The sequence below is a fragment of the Pseudomonas sp. SWRI51 genome (assembly GCF_014268825.1).
In the GTDB taxonomy this organism is placed as follows: Bacteria; Pseudomonadota; Gammaproteobacteria; order Pseudomonadales; family Pseudomonadaceae; genus Aquipseudomonas; species Aquipseudomonas farsensis.
Genome location: NZ_JABWRG010000042.1, coordinates 1 through 14,790, shown reverse-complemented (window position 1 = coordinate 14,790; position 14,790 = coordinate 1). Strand labels below are relative to the sequence as shown.

At 63.0% G+C, this 14,790-nt stretch carries 17 protein-coding genes; 11 read left to right on the top strand and 6 right to left on the bottom strand.

What is annotated here, in order from left to right; genetic code table 11:
• Nucleotides 1-362: 362 nt before the first annotated feature.
• Nucleotides 363-671: a transposase gene (locus tag HU720_RS24360; RefSeq protein ID WP_225917406.1), complete on the top strand. Its 309-nt coding sequence runs from the start codon at nucleotides 363-365 to the stop codon at nucleotides 669-671.
• A complete protein-coding gene (locus HU720_RS13970) occupies nucleotides 668-1,510 on the top strand; it encodes an IS3 family transposase (protein ID WP_225917411.1) in 843 nt (280 codons plus the stop codon). The genes HU720_RS24360 and HU720_RS13970 overlap by 4 nt, the downstream gene beginning before the upstream one ends.
• Here HU720_RS13970 and HU720_RS13965 read toward each other — a convergent pair.
• Nucleotides 1,391-1,897, bottom strand: coding sequence for a hypothetical protein (locus tag HU720_RS13965; protein ID WP_186520519.1), 507 nt, complete (start codon nucleotides 1,895-1,897; stop codon nucleotides 1,391-1,393). The two genes, HU720_RS13970 and HU720_RS13965, sit on opposite strands and share 120 nt — an antisense overlap.
• 269 nt (nucleotides 1,898-2,166) lie before the next feature.
• On the opposite strand from HU720_RS13965, the gene urtA reads away from it, so the two are divergent.
• The 6 genes from urtA to HU720_RS13935 all read left to right on the top strand — a co-directional run bounded on the left by urtA (nucleotide 2,167) and on the right by HU720_RS13935 (nucleotide 8,303).
• A complete protein-coding gene (gene urtA / locus HU720_RS13960; protein ID WP_186520518.1) occupies nucleotides 2,167-3,432 on the top strand; it encodes an urea ABC transporter substrate-binding protein in 1,266 nt (421 codons plus the stop codon).
• A gap of 100 nt (nucleotides 3,433-3,532) precedes the next feature.
• The gene (urtB, locus tag HU720_RS13955; RefSeq protein WP_186520517.1) at nucleotides 3,533-5,020 is read left to right on the top strand and encodes an urea ABC transporter permease subunit UrtB; all 1,488 of its coding nucleotides are present in this window, start codon (nucleotides 3,533-3,535) and stop codon (nucleotides 5,018-5,020) included.
• Nucleotides 5,020-6,099 carry an urea ABC transporter permease subunit UrtC gene (gene urtC, locus HU720_RS13950; RefSeq protein ID WP_186520516.1) on the top strand — a complete coding sequence of 360 codons (1,080 nt, stop codon included), beginning with the start codon at nucleotides 5,020-5,022 and terminating at the stop codon, nucleotides 6,097-6,099. Before urtB ends, urtC begins: the two co-directional genes overlap by 1 nt.
• A complete protein-coding gene (gene urtD / locus HU720_RS13945) occupies nucleotides 6,096-6,953 on the top strand; it encodes an urea ABC transporter ATP-binding protein UrtD (protein WP_186520515.1) in 858 nt (285 codons plus the stop codon). The genes urtC and urtD overlap by 4 nt, the downstream gene beginning before the upstream one ends.
• Nucleotides 6,954-7,057: 104 nt before the next feature.
• Nucleotides 7,058-7,756, top strand: coding sequence for an urea ABC transporter ATP-binding subunit UrtE (urtE, locus tag HU720_RS13940; protein WP_186520514.1), 699 nt, complete (start codon nucleotides 7,058-7,060; stop codon nucleotides 7,754-7,756).
• Nucleotides 7,757-7,787: 31 nt separating this feature from the next.
• Nucleotides 7,788-8,303, top strand: a complete 516-nt coding sequence (locus tag HU720_RS13935) for a GNAT family N-acetyltransferase (RefSeq protein ID WP_186520513.1) — start codon at nucleotides 7,788-7,790, stop codon at nucleotides 8,301-8,303.
• A 328-nt stretch (nucleotides 8,304-8,631) separates the two neighbouring features.
• Here HU720_RS13935 and HU720_RS13930 read toward each other — a convergent pair whose 3' ends face one another.
• On the bottom strand, nucleotides 8,632-8,937 hold the full coding sequence (locus HU720_RS13930; RefSeq protein ID WP_186520512.1) for a chaperone modulator CbpM: 306 nt from the start codon (nucleotides 8,935-8,937) through the stop codon (nucleotides 8,632-8,634).
• 2 nt (nucleotides 8,938-8,939) lie between these two features.
• The gene (cbpA, locus tag HU720_RS13925) at nucleotides 8,940-9,899 is read right to left on the bottom strand and encodes a curved DNA-binding protein (RefSeq protein ID WP_186520511.1); all 960 of its coding nucleotides are present in this window, start codon (nucleotides 9,897-9,899) and stop codon (nucleotides 8,940-8,942) included.
• Between the two features lie 163 nt (nucleotides 9,900-10,062).
• Here cbpA and HU720_RS13920 point away from each other — a divergent pair, with 163 nt between their 5' ends.
• On the top strand, nucleotides 10,063-11,331 hold the full coding sequence (locus HU720_RS13920; RefSeq protein ID WP_186520510.1) for an Hsp70 family protein: 1,269 nt from the start codon (nucleotides 10,063-10,065) through the stop codon (nucleotides 11,329-11,331).
• Between the two features lie 37 nt (nucleotides 11,332-11,368).
• Here HU720_RS13920 and HU720_RS13915 read toward each other — a convergent pair whose 3' ends face one another.
• The 3 genes from HU720_RS13915 to HU720_RS13905 form a co-directional block, all read right to left on the bottom strand.
• Entirely contained in the window at nucleotides 11,369-12,376 is a 1,008-nt protein-coding gene (locus tag HU720_RS13915; RefSeq protein ID WP_186520509.1) for a hypothetical protein, read from the bottom strand.
• A gap of 58 nt (nucleotides 12,377-12,434) precedes the next feature.
• On the bottom strand, nucleotides 12,435-12,719 hold the full coding sequence (locus HU720_RS13910) for a PsiF family protein (RefSeq protein WP_186520508.1): 285 nt from the start codon (nucleotides 12,717-12,719) through the stop codon (nucleotides 12,435-12,437).
• Between the two features lie 76 nt (nucleotides 12,720-12,795).
• On the bottom strand, nucleotides 12,796-13,686 hold the full coding sequence (locus tag HU720_RS13905) for a triacylglycerol lipase (protein WP_186520507.1): 891 nt from the start codon (nucleotides 13,684-13,686) through the stop codon (nucleotides 12,796-12,798).
• Nucleotides 13,687-13,810: 124 nt separating this feature from the next.
• Between HU720_RS13905 and osmE the strand changes: the two genes are divergently transcribed.
• Both osmE and HU720_RS13895 read left to right on the top strand, forming a co-directional pair.
• A complete protein-coding gene (gene osmE, locus HU720_RS13900; protein ID WP_186520506.1) occupies nucleotides 13,811-14,152 on the top strand; it encodes an osmotically-inducible lipoprotein OsmE in 342 nt (113 codons plus the stop codon).
• Between the two features lie 48 nt (nucleotides 14,153-14,200).
• Nucleotides 14,201-14,728: a ferritin-like domain-containing protein gene (locus HU720_RS13895; protein WP_225917405.1), complete on the top strand. Its 528-nt coding sequence runs from the start codon at nucleotides 14,201-14,203 to the stop codon at nucleotides 14,726-14,728.
• Nucleotides 14,729-14,790 lie beyond the last annotated feature (62 nt).

The window sequence follows — 14,790 nt, the reverse complement described above, 5'->3', positions numbered from 1 at the left end:
CAGCCCCCTCCGTTGACTTACCAAGCCAAGGTGGACTTGGACAATGATCACGGCAGACGATGACGAAACCTGCGAGGGCCGACCAGCGGCCCCAATGCTGTGCATGCACAGCATTGGGGCCGCTGGTCGGCCCACCACAGCGCCCTAATACCTCGCACAACCCCCTCTACCACGCCCCTCCCGCCCCTCGGCACAGCCCTTGCAATCTCCGACTCAGCCATCACCACAACAATCACATCGCAGAGAGCACATATTGTTCATGTTCGTCTGAACGCTGATCCTGCTGTCGTACCTGAGTGAACTGGCCTAATGATCCCGGACACCTCTTAAGGGCGATATGATTCGCCCATTCAGGAGGTTCCATGCCAGAGAGAAAGACCTATACCCGTGAGTTCAAGCAACGTGCTGCAAGCATGGTTCTTGATGACAACTGCTCGATTCCTGACGTCTGTGCATCGATGGAGGTCGGCCGTACCGCCTTGCGTCGTTGGGTGGACCAGGTGAGAAAAGAGCGCCAGAAAGGGCAGCCAGTTGCAGGTACCAAAGCAATCAGCGATGAGCAGCGAGAACTTCAGCAGTTACGCGCCAAGGTAAAGCGCCTGGAGACCGAGGCCGAAATCTTAAAAAAGGCTACCGCTCTCTTGATGTCGGATCCCTATCGTTTTTCCTGATCGAGGAACTGAGAGAGTCAGGCTTTTATCCGACTAATCAGCTTTGCAGTGCTTTTGGCGTTTCCCGTAGCGCGTTTTACGACTGGGTCCATCGCCGCTCCAAACCTAATACCGAGCGTGATGCGCTGAGGGAGAAGGTTGTACAACTGCATACTGAAAGTAGAGAAAGTGCCGGTGCAAGAATGATCTCTCAGTGTTTGAAAGCGCAGCAACTCAAGGTTGGAAGGTATCTTGTGGGAAGGCTGATGGCCGAGGCGAATGTGGCTAGCAGGCAGCGTCGCCGCCATCAATATCGCTCCAGGGGCGTCGAGGCATTTGTGGCGAAGAATCTCCTTGAGCGCAACTTCCAACCTACAGCCGTCAATCAGGTGTGGTGCGACGATGTTACCAGCCTGATGGTCGGGAAACGCTGGTATCACTTGGCGGTGGTCATTGATCTGTTTGCCCGCCGAGTTGTTGGCTGGGCATTTTCTCTGATCAATGATGCCAACCTGGTTAGCAACGCGCTGACTATGGCGGTCGGCGTTCGGGGCGCACCTGCGGGTTTGATGTTTCATTCGGATCAAGGCTGCCAATACACCAGTCAGCGCTTCCAGTCCGAGCTGCTTAAACATGGCATAACTCAAAGCATGAGCCGCAGAGGCCAGTGTTGGGACAATGCGCCAACGGAACGATTGTTCGGCACGCTCAAGTCAGAATGGGTGCCTGCCAAGGGCTATTCAGAGATCGAAGAAGCTAGAAGCGACATGACTAACTTCTTCATGCGCTACAACCGAATCAGGCTCCACAGCTACAACGATTATCTGTCGCCAATAGCCAAGGAGCTGCAGGCGGCCTAAACACCGTAATCGGTGTCCGGAAAAACTTGACCAGTTCAAGGGCGGCTCCTCCAGAAAATGCCTCGTACCCTCCTTGTTGATGTACAAGGTGCCACGCCGCCCAGGCCGGTCGATGATTGCCGTTATCGCCCCGTCCTTGTCGCTGACCATCACCACCGAGCCCTCCACCAGCCCCTTGGCCGGCTCGATCAGATTGCCACTCTCGATCGTGTAACCCTGGGCATTTTCTTCTGAATGGCCGGATACATATTGGTAGGTACCCAACTCTTGCTGCACCACGCTCAACGGGCTTGCTCCTGCCTTGGGATCCTGCGCATGGGCCGTGGATATCAGCGGGCAGACGACGAGCAGCAATGAACAGAGTTGCACAAGGCGATGACGGAACATGACGAGTGTCTCCACACAGGGATGAACACTGTCGACGATAGGAAGGGCTCCGCCGCAGCGCTACTGGCAAAACTATCAGGTACCCATAGCGTGCAAGCGCCCGCCCCATCTTCGCGCAGCTCACATCAATGAGCGCGAAGATGGGGCAGGCGCACTGGCTCGTGCCCGGCGAATGCTCCGCGATAGAGCGCTTGCAGCCTTCGGCACAGCCTTTGCACCTGCCGTTCTGCGATTTGCCAAATCAACAACGATCTCATCGGAGAGAGCACATGAAGCGTCGCAGTCTGATCAAGGCCTTTACCCTCAGCGCATCGATTGCCGCGATGGGCCTGAGCTGGAGCATCCAGGCCGCCGAGACCATCAAGGTAGGTATCCTGCATTCGCTGTCCGGCACCATGGCGATTTCCGAGACCTCGCTCAAGGACATGGCGCTGATGACCATCGATGAGATCAACGCCAAAGGCGGGGTCAACGGCAAGATGCTGGAAGCGGTGGTGGTGGACCCGGCGTCCAACTGGCCGCTGTTCGCTGAAAAGAGCCGGCAGTTGCTGACCCAGGACAAGGTCGCGGTGGTGTTCGGCTGCTGGACCTCGGTGTCGCGCAAGTCGGTGCTGCCGGTGTTCGAAGAACTCAACGGGTTGTTGTTCTACCCGGTGCAGTACGAAGGTGAAGAGATGTCGCCCAACGTCTTCTACACAGGCGCTGCGCCCAACCAGCAGGCGATTCCTGCGGTCGAGTACGTGATGAGCGAGGACGGCGGCAGCGCCAAGCGGTTCTTCCTGCTGGGCACCGACTACGTCTACCCGCGTACCACCAACAAGATTCTGCGCGCCTTCCTGCACAGCAAGGGCGTGGCCGACAAAGACATCGAGGAGGTCTACACCCCGTTCGGCCATGCCGATTACCAGACCATCGTCGCCAACATCAAGAAGTTCTCGGCCGGCGGCAAGACGACGGTCATCTCCACGGTCAACGGCGACTCCAATGTGCCGTTCTACAAAGAGCTGGCCAATCAGGGCCTGAAGGCCACCGACGTGCCGGTGGTGGCCTTCTCGGTGGGTGAAGAAGAGCTGCGCGGCATCGACACCAAGCCGTTGGTTGGGCACCTGGCCGCCTGGAACTACTTCGAGTCGGTGGATAACCCGGTCAACCAGAAGTTCGTCGCCGACTGGAAGGCCTACGCCAAGGCCAAGGGCCTGCCGGGCGCCGACAAGGCAGTGACCAACGACCCGATGGAAGCCACCTACGTGGGTATCCACATGTGGGCGCAAGCTGCGCAGAAGGCCGGCAGCACCGAGGTGGACAAGGTCCGCGAGGCCCTTGCCGGGCAGACTTTCAAGGCACCGTCCGGCTACACCCTGACCATGGACAAGACCAATCACCACCTGCACAAGCCGGTGATGATCGGCGAGATTCAGGATGACGGGCAGTTCAGCGTGGTGTGGGAAACCGAGCAACCGCTGCGGGCACAGCCATGGAGCCCGTTCATTCCGGGCAATGACAAGCGGCCGGATTATGCGGTGAAAGGCAACTGACGCCTTCGCGGGGCAAGCCCGCTCCCACGGTTTATGCACAGGCCCGTGGGAGCGGGCTTGCCCCGCGATCAACCCACCGCCGATGTTTCAGGAATACCCCATGCTCAGATTCCTGCTCACCCTCCTGCTGCTGTTGCCCCTGGCAAGCCAAGCCAGCGAGGGCGAATTCTTCCTGACCGCCAAGCCCGCCGAACAGGCGCGCCTGCTCGAAACCTGGGCTGCGCAACCCGATACCGGGCGCCTGGCGCTGCTGGAAAACCTGCGTCAGGGCCGCATTGGCGAAGGTGACACGCGCAAGTTGCGCCTGAACAACCGCCTGCGCGGCCTGATCGACAACGCCCTGGCCAGCCATCAACTACTCAGCGAGCAAAGCGACACCCGCCTGGCCGCTGCAAGCCAACTGCAAAAAAGCGCACAACCCGCGCAAATGGCCTTCCTTGACCAGCGCTTCGCCGCCGAGACCGACCCCGCCGTGCACGCAGCCCTCGCCCTGGCCCTGGCCAACCTGCAACTGGGCGCAAGCGAGCCTGCGGTGCGCCTGGCCGCAGTGCGTTTGCTCGGCGAAACCGGCGACCCGCTGGCCCGCACCCGCCTGGAAGCCTTGCTGCAACCGGAGGGCGAAACCGACGCGGCCGTGCGCACAGCCGCTGAAACCAGCCTGGCCCAGGTGCAGCGCAAGCTGCTGATCGGCGAACTGCTGGGCCAGGCCTTCAGCGGGCTGTCGCTGGGGTCGATCCTGTTGCTGGCAGCGCTGGGCCTGGCGATCACCTTCGGCCTGCTCGGGGTGATCAACATGGCCCATGGCGAGATGCTCATGCTCGGCGCCTACAGCACCTACATGGTCCAGGTACTGCTGCAACGCTACGCGCCCGGCGCCATCGAGTTCTACCCGCTGATCGCGCTGCCGGTGGCCTTTGCCGTCAGCGCAGGTGTGGGCATGGCATTGGAGCGCACCGTGATCAGGCACCTGTACGGCCGGCCGCTGGAAACGCTGTTGGCCACCTGGGGCATCAGCCTGATCCTGATCCAGGCCGTGCGCCTGCTGTTCGGCGCGCAGAACGTCGAGGTGAGCAACCCGGCGTGGCTGTCGGGTGGCGTGCAACTGCTGCCCAACCTGGTGCTGCCGTACAACCGCATCGTCATCATCGGCTTCGCCCTGGCCGTAGTGCTGCTCACCTGGCTGCTGCTCAACCGCACCCGGCTGGGCCTGAACGTGCGCGCCGTCACCCAGAACCGCAACATGGCCGCCTGCTGCGGAGTGTCCACCGGGCGCGTCGACATGCTCGCCTTTGGCCTGGGTTCGGGTATCGCCGGGCTGGGCGGCGTGGCCCTGAGCCAGGTCGGCAACGTCGGCCCGGACCTTGGCCAGAGCTACATCATCGACTCGTTCCTGGTGGTGGTGCTCGGCGGCGTCGGGCAACTGGCCGGCACCCTCTGGGCAGCGTTCGGGCTGGGCATCGCCAACAAACTGCTGGAGCCGCAAATTGGCGCGGTGCTCGGCAAGATCCTCATCCTTGCGCTGATCATTCTGTTCATCCAGAAGCGCCCGCAAGGCCTGTTCGCCCTCAAGGGACGGGTAATCGACTGATGAACCAGCCACTGATCGTCACCGCCTCGCAAAAGGCCGGGCCGCGTTTGACGCTGGCCCTCGGCGCCGCCGTTACATTGGTGTTGCTGGCCCTGCCGCTGCTGTCACTGCTGCCCGAAGGCCACGCACTGCAGGTTTCGGCCTATACCTTGACCCTGGTCGGCAAGATCCTCTGCTACGCCATCGTCGCCCTGGCCCTGGACCTGGTCTGGGGCTATGCCGGGCTGCTGTCGCTGGGGCACGGGTTGTTCTTTGCCCTGGGCGGCTACGCCATGGGCATGTACCTGATGCGCCAGGCCGCAGGGGATGGCCTGCCGGCGTTCATGACGTTTCTTTCGTGGAACGAGCTGCCCTGGTACTGGGCCGGCACCCAGCACTTTGCCTGGGCGCTGTGCCTGGTGGTGCTGGCGCCAGGGCTGCTGGCCCTGGTGTTTGGCTGGTTCGCCTTCCGCTCGCGGATCAAAGGCGTGTACTTCTCGATCATGACCCAGGCGCTGACCTTCGCTGCCATGCTGCTGTTCTTTCGCAACGAGACCGGTTTTGGCGGCAACAACGGGTTCACCAGTTTTCGCACCATCCTCGGCCATGACGTGGCGGCGCCCGGCACCCGCGCGGTGCTGTTCCTGCTGACCGTGCTGCTGTTGCTGGGCAGCCTTTACCTGTGCTGGCGGCTGACCCGCAGCAAGGTTGGCCGGCTGCTCACCGCCGTGCGCGATGCCGAGAACCGCCTGATGTTCTGCGGCTATGACCCACGTGGTTTCAAGCTGCTGGTGTGGGTGCTCAGCGCCGTACTGTGCGGCCTGGCAGGCGCGCTGTATGTGCCGCAGGTGGGCATCATCAACCCCGGCGAGATGTCGCCGACCAACTCCATCGAGGCGGCCGTCTGGGTGGCGCTGGGTGGGCGCGGCACGCTGCTCGGGCCGCTGCTCGGCGCGGGGCTGGTCAACGGCATGAAGAGCTGGTTCACCGTGGCGTTCCCGGAGTACTGGCTGTTCTTCCTCGGTGCGCTGTTCATCATCGTCACCCTGTACCTGCCCAAGGGCGTGGTCGGGCTTGTGAAGAAAAGGAGCCAGCCATGAGAGGCATCCCCCCGGTGCACCCCGAATTCATGCTGGAGCCGGTGTTCGACCAGCTCGGCAGCGGGCGCGACGCCATCGGCCTCGGCCAGCCGCGCAAGGCAGGGCTCGACACCCGGCACGGCACGGTGCTGAGCCTTGAGGACATCAGCGTCAGCTTTGACGGCTTCAAGGCGCTCAACGCCCTGCACCTGTACATCGGCGTGGGGGAACTGCGCTGCATCATTGGCCCCAACGGGGCCGGCAAGACCACGATGATGGACGTGATCACCGGCAAGACCCGCCCCGACAGCGGCACGGCCTACTTTGGCGACACCCTGGACCTGACCCGCATGAGCGAGTACCAGATCGCCCAGGCCGGCATCGGGCGCAAGTTCCAGAAGCCCACGGTGTTCGAGGCGCTCAGCGTGTTCGAAAACCTGGAGCTGGCGCTCAAGGCCGACAAGTCGGTGTGGGCCAGCCTGGTGGCGCGGCTGGGTGACGCGCAGCGCCAGCGCATCGATGAGGTGCTGACGACCTTGCGCCTGCAGCCTTTGGCGCAGCGCCAGGCGGGGCTGTTGTCGCACGGCCAGAAGCAATTTCTGGAGATTGGCATGCTGCTGGTGCAAGAGCCGCAATTGCTGCTGCTCGACGAGCCGGTGGCGGGCATGACCGATGCCGAGACCGAGTTCACCGCCGAGCTGTTCCGCTCGCTGGCCGGCAAGCATTCGCTGATGGTGGTGGAGCACGACATGGGCTTCGTCGGCAGCATTGCCGACCATGTGACGGTGCTGCACCAGGGCAGCGTGCTGGCCGAAGGCTCGCTGGCCCAGGTACAGGCGGACGAGCGGGTGGTCGAGGTGTATCTGGGCCGCTAGCCAGCCAAGCAAACCTGTGCCGGCCTCTTCATGGGCATTGTGGGAGCGGGCTTTCCCCGCGATGAGGCCGGCACAGGCACAGCAACTTTTTCAGGACTACGCACATGCTCAAGATCGACACCCTGCACCAATACTACGGCGGCAGCCACATCCTGCGTGGCCTGTCCTTTGAAGCCAAGGTCGGCGAAGTCACCTGCCTGCTGGGCCGCAACGGCGTTGGCAAGACCACCCTGTTGCGCTGCCTGATGGGCCTGCTGCCCACCCGCGAAGGCCAGGTGCATTGGGAAGGCAAGCCGATCACCACGCTCAAGCCCCAGCAACGGGTGCACGCAGGCATCGCCTATGTGCCCCAGGGGCGCGAGATCTTTGCGCGCCTCACGGTAGAAGAAAACCTGCTGATGGGCCTGTCGCGCTTTTCTGCGCGCGAGGCTCGCGCGGTCCCGGCGTTCATCTACGAGCTGTTCCCGGTGCTCGAACAAATGAAGCAGCGCCGCGGCGGCGACCTGTCGGGCGGGCAGCAACAGCAACTGGCGATTGGCCGGGCCTTGGCCAGCCGCCCACGCCTGCTGATCCTGGACGAGCCCACCGAAGGCATTCAGCCCTCGGTCATCAAGGAAATCGGCGCGGTGATCCGTAAGCTCGCCGACCGTGGCGACATGGCGATTCTGCTGGTCGAGCAGTTCTACGACTTCGCCGAAGCGCTGGCCGACCAGTACCTGGTCATGGCACGTGGCGAAATCGTCCAGCGTGGGCGTGGCGAAAACATGCAGGCCGAAGGTGTGCGCGGGCTGGTAACCATTTAATCTGCCGCCACTGCTATTGCGAGACGCTGCCATGACCTATCAGATCCGCGACGCCCAGCCTGCCGACGTGCCGGGCATCCTCGATATCTACAACGATGCCGTGCGCAACACCACGGCAATCTGGAACGAAACCCCGGTGGACCTGGCCAATCGCCAGGCCTGGTTCGATGCCCGCGCTGCGCAGGGCTACCCGATTCTGGTGGCGGTGGATGCCAGCGGCGTGCTCGGCTACGCCTCGTTTGGCGACTGGCGGCCGTTCGAGGGGTTCCGCCTGACGGTCGAGCATTCAGTGTATGTGCGTGCTGACCAGCGCGGCAAAGGCCTGGGGCCAGTGTTGCTGGCGGCGTTGGTGGAGCGTGCGCGGGCGTGCGGCAAGCATGTGATGGTTGCCGCCATTGAAAGCGGCAATGGGGCATCGGTGCGGCTGCACGAACGGCTGGGGTTCGTGGTGACCGGGCAGATGCCGCAGGTGGGGGTGAAGTTTGGCCGCTGGCTGGACCTGACGTTCATGCAACTGGTGCTCAGCCCAGAAGCTGACCCGACCTGACCACCGACGCGCATCGCCTTTGTGTAGGAGCGGCCTTGTGCCGCGAAAGGCTGCGAAGCAGCCTCAGGATATACGCCTCATGCAAGATTGCCGGGGGTGCTTCGCACCCCTTCGCGGCACAAGGCCGCTCCTACACTGATCGCGTGACGCCCACTTCCACCAGACCACGCCATTGATCTGTAGGAGCGGCCTTGTGTCGCGAAAGGCTGCGAAGCAGCCTCGGGATATGCGCCTCACGCAAGATTGCCGGGGGTGCTTCGCACCCCTTCGCGGCACAAGGCCGCTCCTACACTGATCGCGTGACGCCCAATGCCTCAGTACCGCGCGTCTACAGCTGGGTAAACCGCCCCAGCCGCTGCCTGAGCATGCTGTTCTCGCTGCGCAGGTGCTGCACTTCTTCAAGCAGCTCCAGCGCCAGCGCTACCCCTTCCCACTCCAGTTGCAGTTCCTGATGCAGCTTGACCGCCCGCTTGAGCGTTACCGGCGCGTGGTCGTCGAACACCCACTCCTCGGGCGTTCGCCCCGATGGTTCAACGATGCCGTGTTCGACGATTTCGATCACGCAGTCGGCCGTGAGGTCGGCTTCCTGGCAGAGGGTTCGCATGTCCAGTTGAACGATCAAGGTACTGCTCATGATTATTTGCTCCAGTGTGTCCTCGGGTCGAAAGCAGCTTTCTCGGAAAGCTTGGTCCACAACTCGCGAGTGGCCGCATCGGACTGCGCCGGCATCACCACTTTCAGCTGCGCGTACAGGTCACCGCGCTCGCCCTGTTTGTTCAACAGCCCCATGCCCTTGACCCGCAGGCGCTGGCCGCTCTGGCTGTCGGGGCGAATGGTCAGGTTGATCTTGCCGGTCAGCGTCGGCACCGCCACCTTGGTGCCAAGCGCGGCTTCCCACGGCGCCAGCGGCACGGTAATGATCAGGTCGTGGCCCTCGACATCGAACTGCGGATGCGGCGCCATGCGAATGGTCAGGAACAGGTCGCCGTTGGCCCCGCCGCCGACACCCGGAGCACCCTGGCCCTTGAGGCGAATACGCTCGCCATCGGTTACCCCGGCCGGGATCTTCACGTTCAGCGTCTTGGTGGTGAACCCGGTGCGCTGCCCGGCGGCATTGGTTTGCGGCACCTGGAAGCTGATCTGCTTGGATTCCTTGTTGAGCGTTTCCTCGAGGAAAACCGCCAGTTCCAGTTCCACGTCCTGCCCCCGCCTGCCGGCGCTACGTTGTTGGCGGGCACCACCGAACGGGTTCGAACCGCCGCGGGCACCAAAGATGGAGCTGAAGAAGTCGGAGAAGTCACCGCCTTCAAAACCGCCGCCGGCATTGCCGCCACGGCCCTGCCAGCCAGGCGGTGCCTGGAACGGCCGGCCATGCTGGCCACCGTACTTGCGGATTTCGTCGTACTCGGCGCGCTTGTCCTTGTCGCCAAGCACCTCGTAGGCCTCGTTGGCCTCCTTGAACTTGTCCTCGGCGTCACGCTCCTTGCTGACGTCGGGGTGATACTTGCGCGCCAGCTTGCGGTACGCGGCCTTGATCGCCTTGTCGTCCGCGCCCGGGTCTACGCCGAGTATCTTGTAATAGTCTTTGAAGTCCATTTATGGATCACCGATAAAAAAGTGCGTGTTGCCACTGAAGATTGGGGTCAAGCATAGCCTTTCAAGGGGCGTCTGGCCTTGCACCACGACAGACGACCGGTCTTGCTTTAGCCGCAAACTCGCATAAACTGCGCGGCCGTTTTGCCTCCGGAAGCTTTCGCTCATGTCTGACGTATCCCCGGCCCGTGCCCTTGGCATCGACTTCGGCACCTCCAACTCCACGGTCGGCTGGCACCGCCCTGGGGCTGAGTCGCTGATCGCCCTGGAAGACGGCAAGATCACCCTGCCGTCGGTGGTGTTCTTCAACCTCGAAGAACGCCGCCCGGTGTACGGTCGTCTGGCCCTGCACGAGTACCTGGAAGGCTACGAAGGCCGCCTGATGCGCTCGCTCAAGAGCCTGCTGGGCTCCAAGCTGATCAAGCACGACACCAGCGTGCTGGGCAGCGCCCTGCCGTTCAAGGACTTGCTCGGCATGTTCATCGGCGAGCTGAAAAAGCGCGCCGAGGCCAGCGCCGGGCGCAGCTTCGAGCAAGTGGTGCTGGGGCGCCCGGTGTTCTTCGTCGACGAAGACCCGGCGGCTGACCAGGAGGCCGAAGATACACTGGCTGACGTGGCGCGCAAGATCGGCTTCAAGGACGTGTCGTTCCAGTACGAACCCATTGCCGCTGCGTTCGACTACGAGTCGGGCATCAGCCGTGAAGAGCTGGTACTGATTGTCGATATCGGCGGCGGTACCTCGGACTTTACCCTGATCCGCCTGTCGCCGGAGCGCCATTCGCTGGACGAGCGCCAGGACGACATCCTTGCCACCGGCGGTGTGCATATCGGCGGTACCGACTTCGACAAGCAACTGAGCCTGCAAGGCGTGATGCCGCTGTTCGGCTACGGCAGCCGCATGAAAAGCGGTGCGCTGATGCCGACCAGCTACCACCTGAACCTGGCCACCTGGCACACCATCAACGCCCTGTATGGGCAGAAGACCCAGCTGGCATTGGGCAACATGCGTTACGACATCGAGGACACGCTCGGTATCGAGCGCCTGTTCAAGCTGATCGAGCAACGGGCCGGGCACTGGCTGGCCATGGAAATCGAGGCCAGCAAGATCGAGCTGACCGACCGCGACAGCCGCCGCATCGACCTGGGCCGTGTCGAGCCTGGGCTTGCCGCCGAGCTGACCCGCGCCGTGTTCGAGGACGCCATCGATGGCTTGCTGGAGCGGGTGCGCGGCAGTGTCAGCGAGCTGCTGGCCAAGGCTGGGGTGAGTGTCGGGCAGGTTGATACGGTGTTCTTCACCGGGGGTTCAAGCGGTATCCCGGCGCTGCGCAACAGCGTGGCGGCGATGCTGCCCAATGCGCGGCATGTCGAAGGCAATATTTTCGGCAGCATCGGCAGCGGGCTGGCAATCGAGGCACGCAAGCGCTACGGCGCCTGACGGGTGTGGGGGCTGCGGCGCAGCCCCCGGCGGTTTATCAGACCAATTCCATGCGCCGCAACTCGCTCTTCAGGTAGGCGTAATAAATCGGCCCGGCTACCACGCCCGGCAGGCCGAACGCGGCCTCGCACACCAGCATCGCCAGCAGCAATTCCCACGACTTGGCCCTGATCTGCCCGCCAACAATCCGCGCGTTGAGGAAATACTCGACCTTGTGGATAACGATCAGGTACCCCAGCGCCGCCGCCGCCACCCAGATCGACAACGACAGGCCGACGATGGTGATCAGCGTGTTCGACATCAAGTTGCCGATCACCGGCAGCAGGCCAAGCAGGAAGGTCAGCACGATCAGCGTCTTGGTCAGCGGCAGGTGCACACCGAACAGCGGCAGCACCACCGCGAGGAAAATGCCGGTAAACGCGGTATTGAGCAGCGAGATCTTGATCTGCGCGAAGACAATATTGCGAAACGCCTGCACCAGCAGGTTCAGGCGCTCGAACAGCGCCGCCGCCAGGGGCTTGCGCCGGGAAATATCAGGGATGCGCTGCAAGGCGATGATGGCCCCGAGGATCATGCCGATCAGCAAGGTCACGAACATGTGCGCCATGCCCTTGCCGACCAGTTGCAGGTCGCTGAGGTGGCTTTTGATCCAGTCGCCAATGGCCACTTTGAACTCGGCGGCGCTGGCCGGCAGGTAGCCTTCGATAAACGGCGGCAACTGGCTGCGGGCACGCTCCACCAGCACCATGAACTTGTCCAGCGAGGCGCCGGGGTTCTCCGCTTCATGCAGCAGGAAGCTGAATGCGCCGGCAATCAGCAAGGTCAGGGTGCTGACCACCAGAGTGCCGAGCAACGCCACCGCCAGCCAGCGCGCGCGCTGCCCGGCAATCAAGGGTTGCAGGCGGGGGGTGAGCATGTTGACCAGCTCGAACACCAACAGGCCGGCCAGCAGGCTCGGCAGCAGTTTCATCGGCAGGGCCAGCAGCAGCCCGCCCATGACGATGATCAGACTGGCAAAGGAAATCTGGCGGGGGGTGAAGGTCATACAGCCTCGACGGCAGACAGCGGAAAGAACCGCAGTCTGCCAGCCTTCACGGCGCGGGTCACTTCTTCTTCAGGCAGTCGCTCATGAACGTCTTGCGTGCATCGCCCTTGAGCGCCTGGGTGGTGGCGTCGGCATTACAGGTTTTCATTTTTTCCTGCTGGGTCTGCGGCGCCTGCTTCTTCAGGCAAGTGCTCATGAACGCCTTGCGCGCATCGCCCTTGAGCGCCTGGCTGGTGGCGTCGGCGTTACAGGTTTTCATCTTTTCCTGTTGCGCGGTGGCGGCAAAACCCTGCCCGGCGATCAACAGGCCCAACACCAGCAATGGCACGTGCAGCATCTTCATGGCGTGAGCTCCAGAGGGGCGCGCCGGCTGCGCGCTCGTCGTGCTGAGTGTAGCCAACATTTGTGGCACTTCGCCGTCACCGGCCATCGGCCTTGAGCCGGGCGGCATGCTCGGTAAACAACCTTACCGGCGCAGCCCCCTTGCCCACCGCGCCAAGCGACTGGTTGACGATGTCCATATGGTCCAGCGGGTAGTCATCGCCGATCACCTGGCCCAGGTGCGAGCTGAAGCGCCCGACCATGCCGTCGCACTGGCCCTTTTCGCGCACGAAGGTGCGGGCGAACAGGCGGCAGAAGCGGTTGCTGCCATCGAAACGGTTGCGGCCACGGTCAGTCAGCCCCGGCTGCAAGGTGCCGGACCATGAGTAATAGCGCACCCCGTTGACCTCGGCCGGCCCCTCCCCGCCCCACACCTCGGGCAGGCCCTGTGGATAAGCCTGGTTGAACAGGGCCACCCCGGCGCAGGTCAGCGACTGGTGCGAGGCGTGCACGTCAATCGGCAGCCGTTCGCGGCGCCAGCCGGTTTCGAGCCAGCCCATCAGCACGGCCAGGCCATGCAGAATGGCCTTGAGCAGGCGGCCCCTGGCAGAGCCGCCGGGCGCAGTGCGCTCGATGTGGTCGGCAAGCTCCGAGCCATGGTTGGGCCCGGCTACCGAGGTCACCGAGGCGACCCGGTCGGGGCGTTTGGCAGCGGCGTAGCGGGCGGTGAGCGCACCTTGGCTGTGGCCGATCAGGTTGACCTTGGGCGCGCCGCTGCGCTGGCAGATGTCTTCGATGATCGCCAGCAACTGCTCGCCCCGCACTTCGCTGGAGTGCAGCGGCGATACCTGCACGGCAAACACCTGCGCGCCGCCACGGCGCAACGCCGGGACGATGCCGAACCAGTACGGGTACAGCACCAGGCGCACGAAACCCAGCATGCCTGGCACCAGCACCAAAGGGTACCGCGTAGCCAATTCCTTGCCCATTGCCCCAGCCCTCATGCGTGGACGACCGGCCAACACTACCGCTGCGCTTGTTGGCTGCGCAATCGAACTCCTGGCGCGCCGTGCGGTTCCAAGCAAAACAGACCCTTGAGCAAGGAGCGGGACCATGTACAAGCAGACTCTGGCCATCCTTCTGGCAAGCGCCACCCTCGCCGCCTGCGGCAGCCGCCCGGAAAACCCGGTGGACTATGTCACCTATCGCGACGAGCCGCTGGTCAAGCAAGTGGAGCATGGCATGACCATGCAAAAGGTAATCGCCATCGGCGGCAGCCCGTCGAACGTGATCGACCTGCCACACGGCGGCACCTGCAATGACTACATCCTCAACCGCGATGGCCACCAGCAGCCCTATTACGTGCGTTTCGATGCTACCGGGCATGTCGATGCCAAGGGTTTCAAGACGTGCAAGCAACGAGAAGAAGACCGCGACGCCGCTAAAGGCGCGTAAGCGGTACGCAACCTACCCATGACCACCCTGATGTTTTCGGAGATGAACATGAGCGTTGAACTGACTGATGTAAAAACCCTGCGCGAACGCGCGCGCCAGCATGTCGAGCAAGGCGCGGTGACCGAGGGTTATAACGCTGACCGCGAGACGATCCTGCGCCTGCTGAATGAGTCGCTGGCCACCGAGCTGGTGTGCGTATTGCGCTACAAACGCCATTACTTCATGGCCAGTGGCATCAAGGCCAGCGCGGCGGCGGATGAGTTCCTGGAGCACGCCAACCAGGAAGCCGAGCATGCCGACAAGCTGGCTGAGCGCATTGTGCAGCTCGGCGGCGAGCCGGACTTCAACCCCGATAACCTGACGCGCAACTCCCACGCCCAGTACGTGGCGGGTAATACGCTGAAAGAGATGGTGCTCGAGGACCTGGTGGCTGAACGGATCGCCATCGACAGCTATCGCGAGATCATTCAGTTCATTGGCGATACCGACCCGACTACCCGACGTATTTTCGAAGACATCCTGGCCCAGGAAGAAGAGCACGCGGATGACATGTCCGATTTGCTGCAGGGGCTTTAACGGGTGAAGGCGGTCACTCTGTAGGAGCGGCCTTGTGTCGCGAAAGGGCTGCGCAGCAGCCC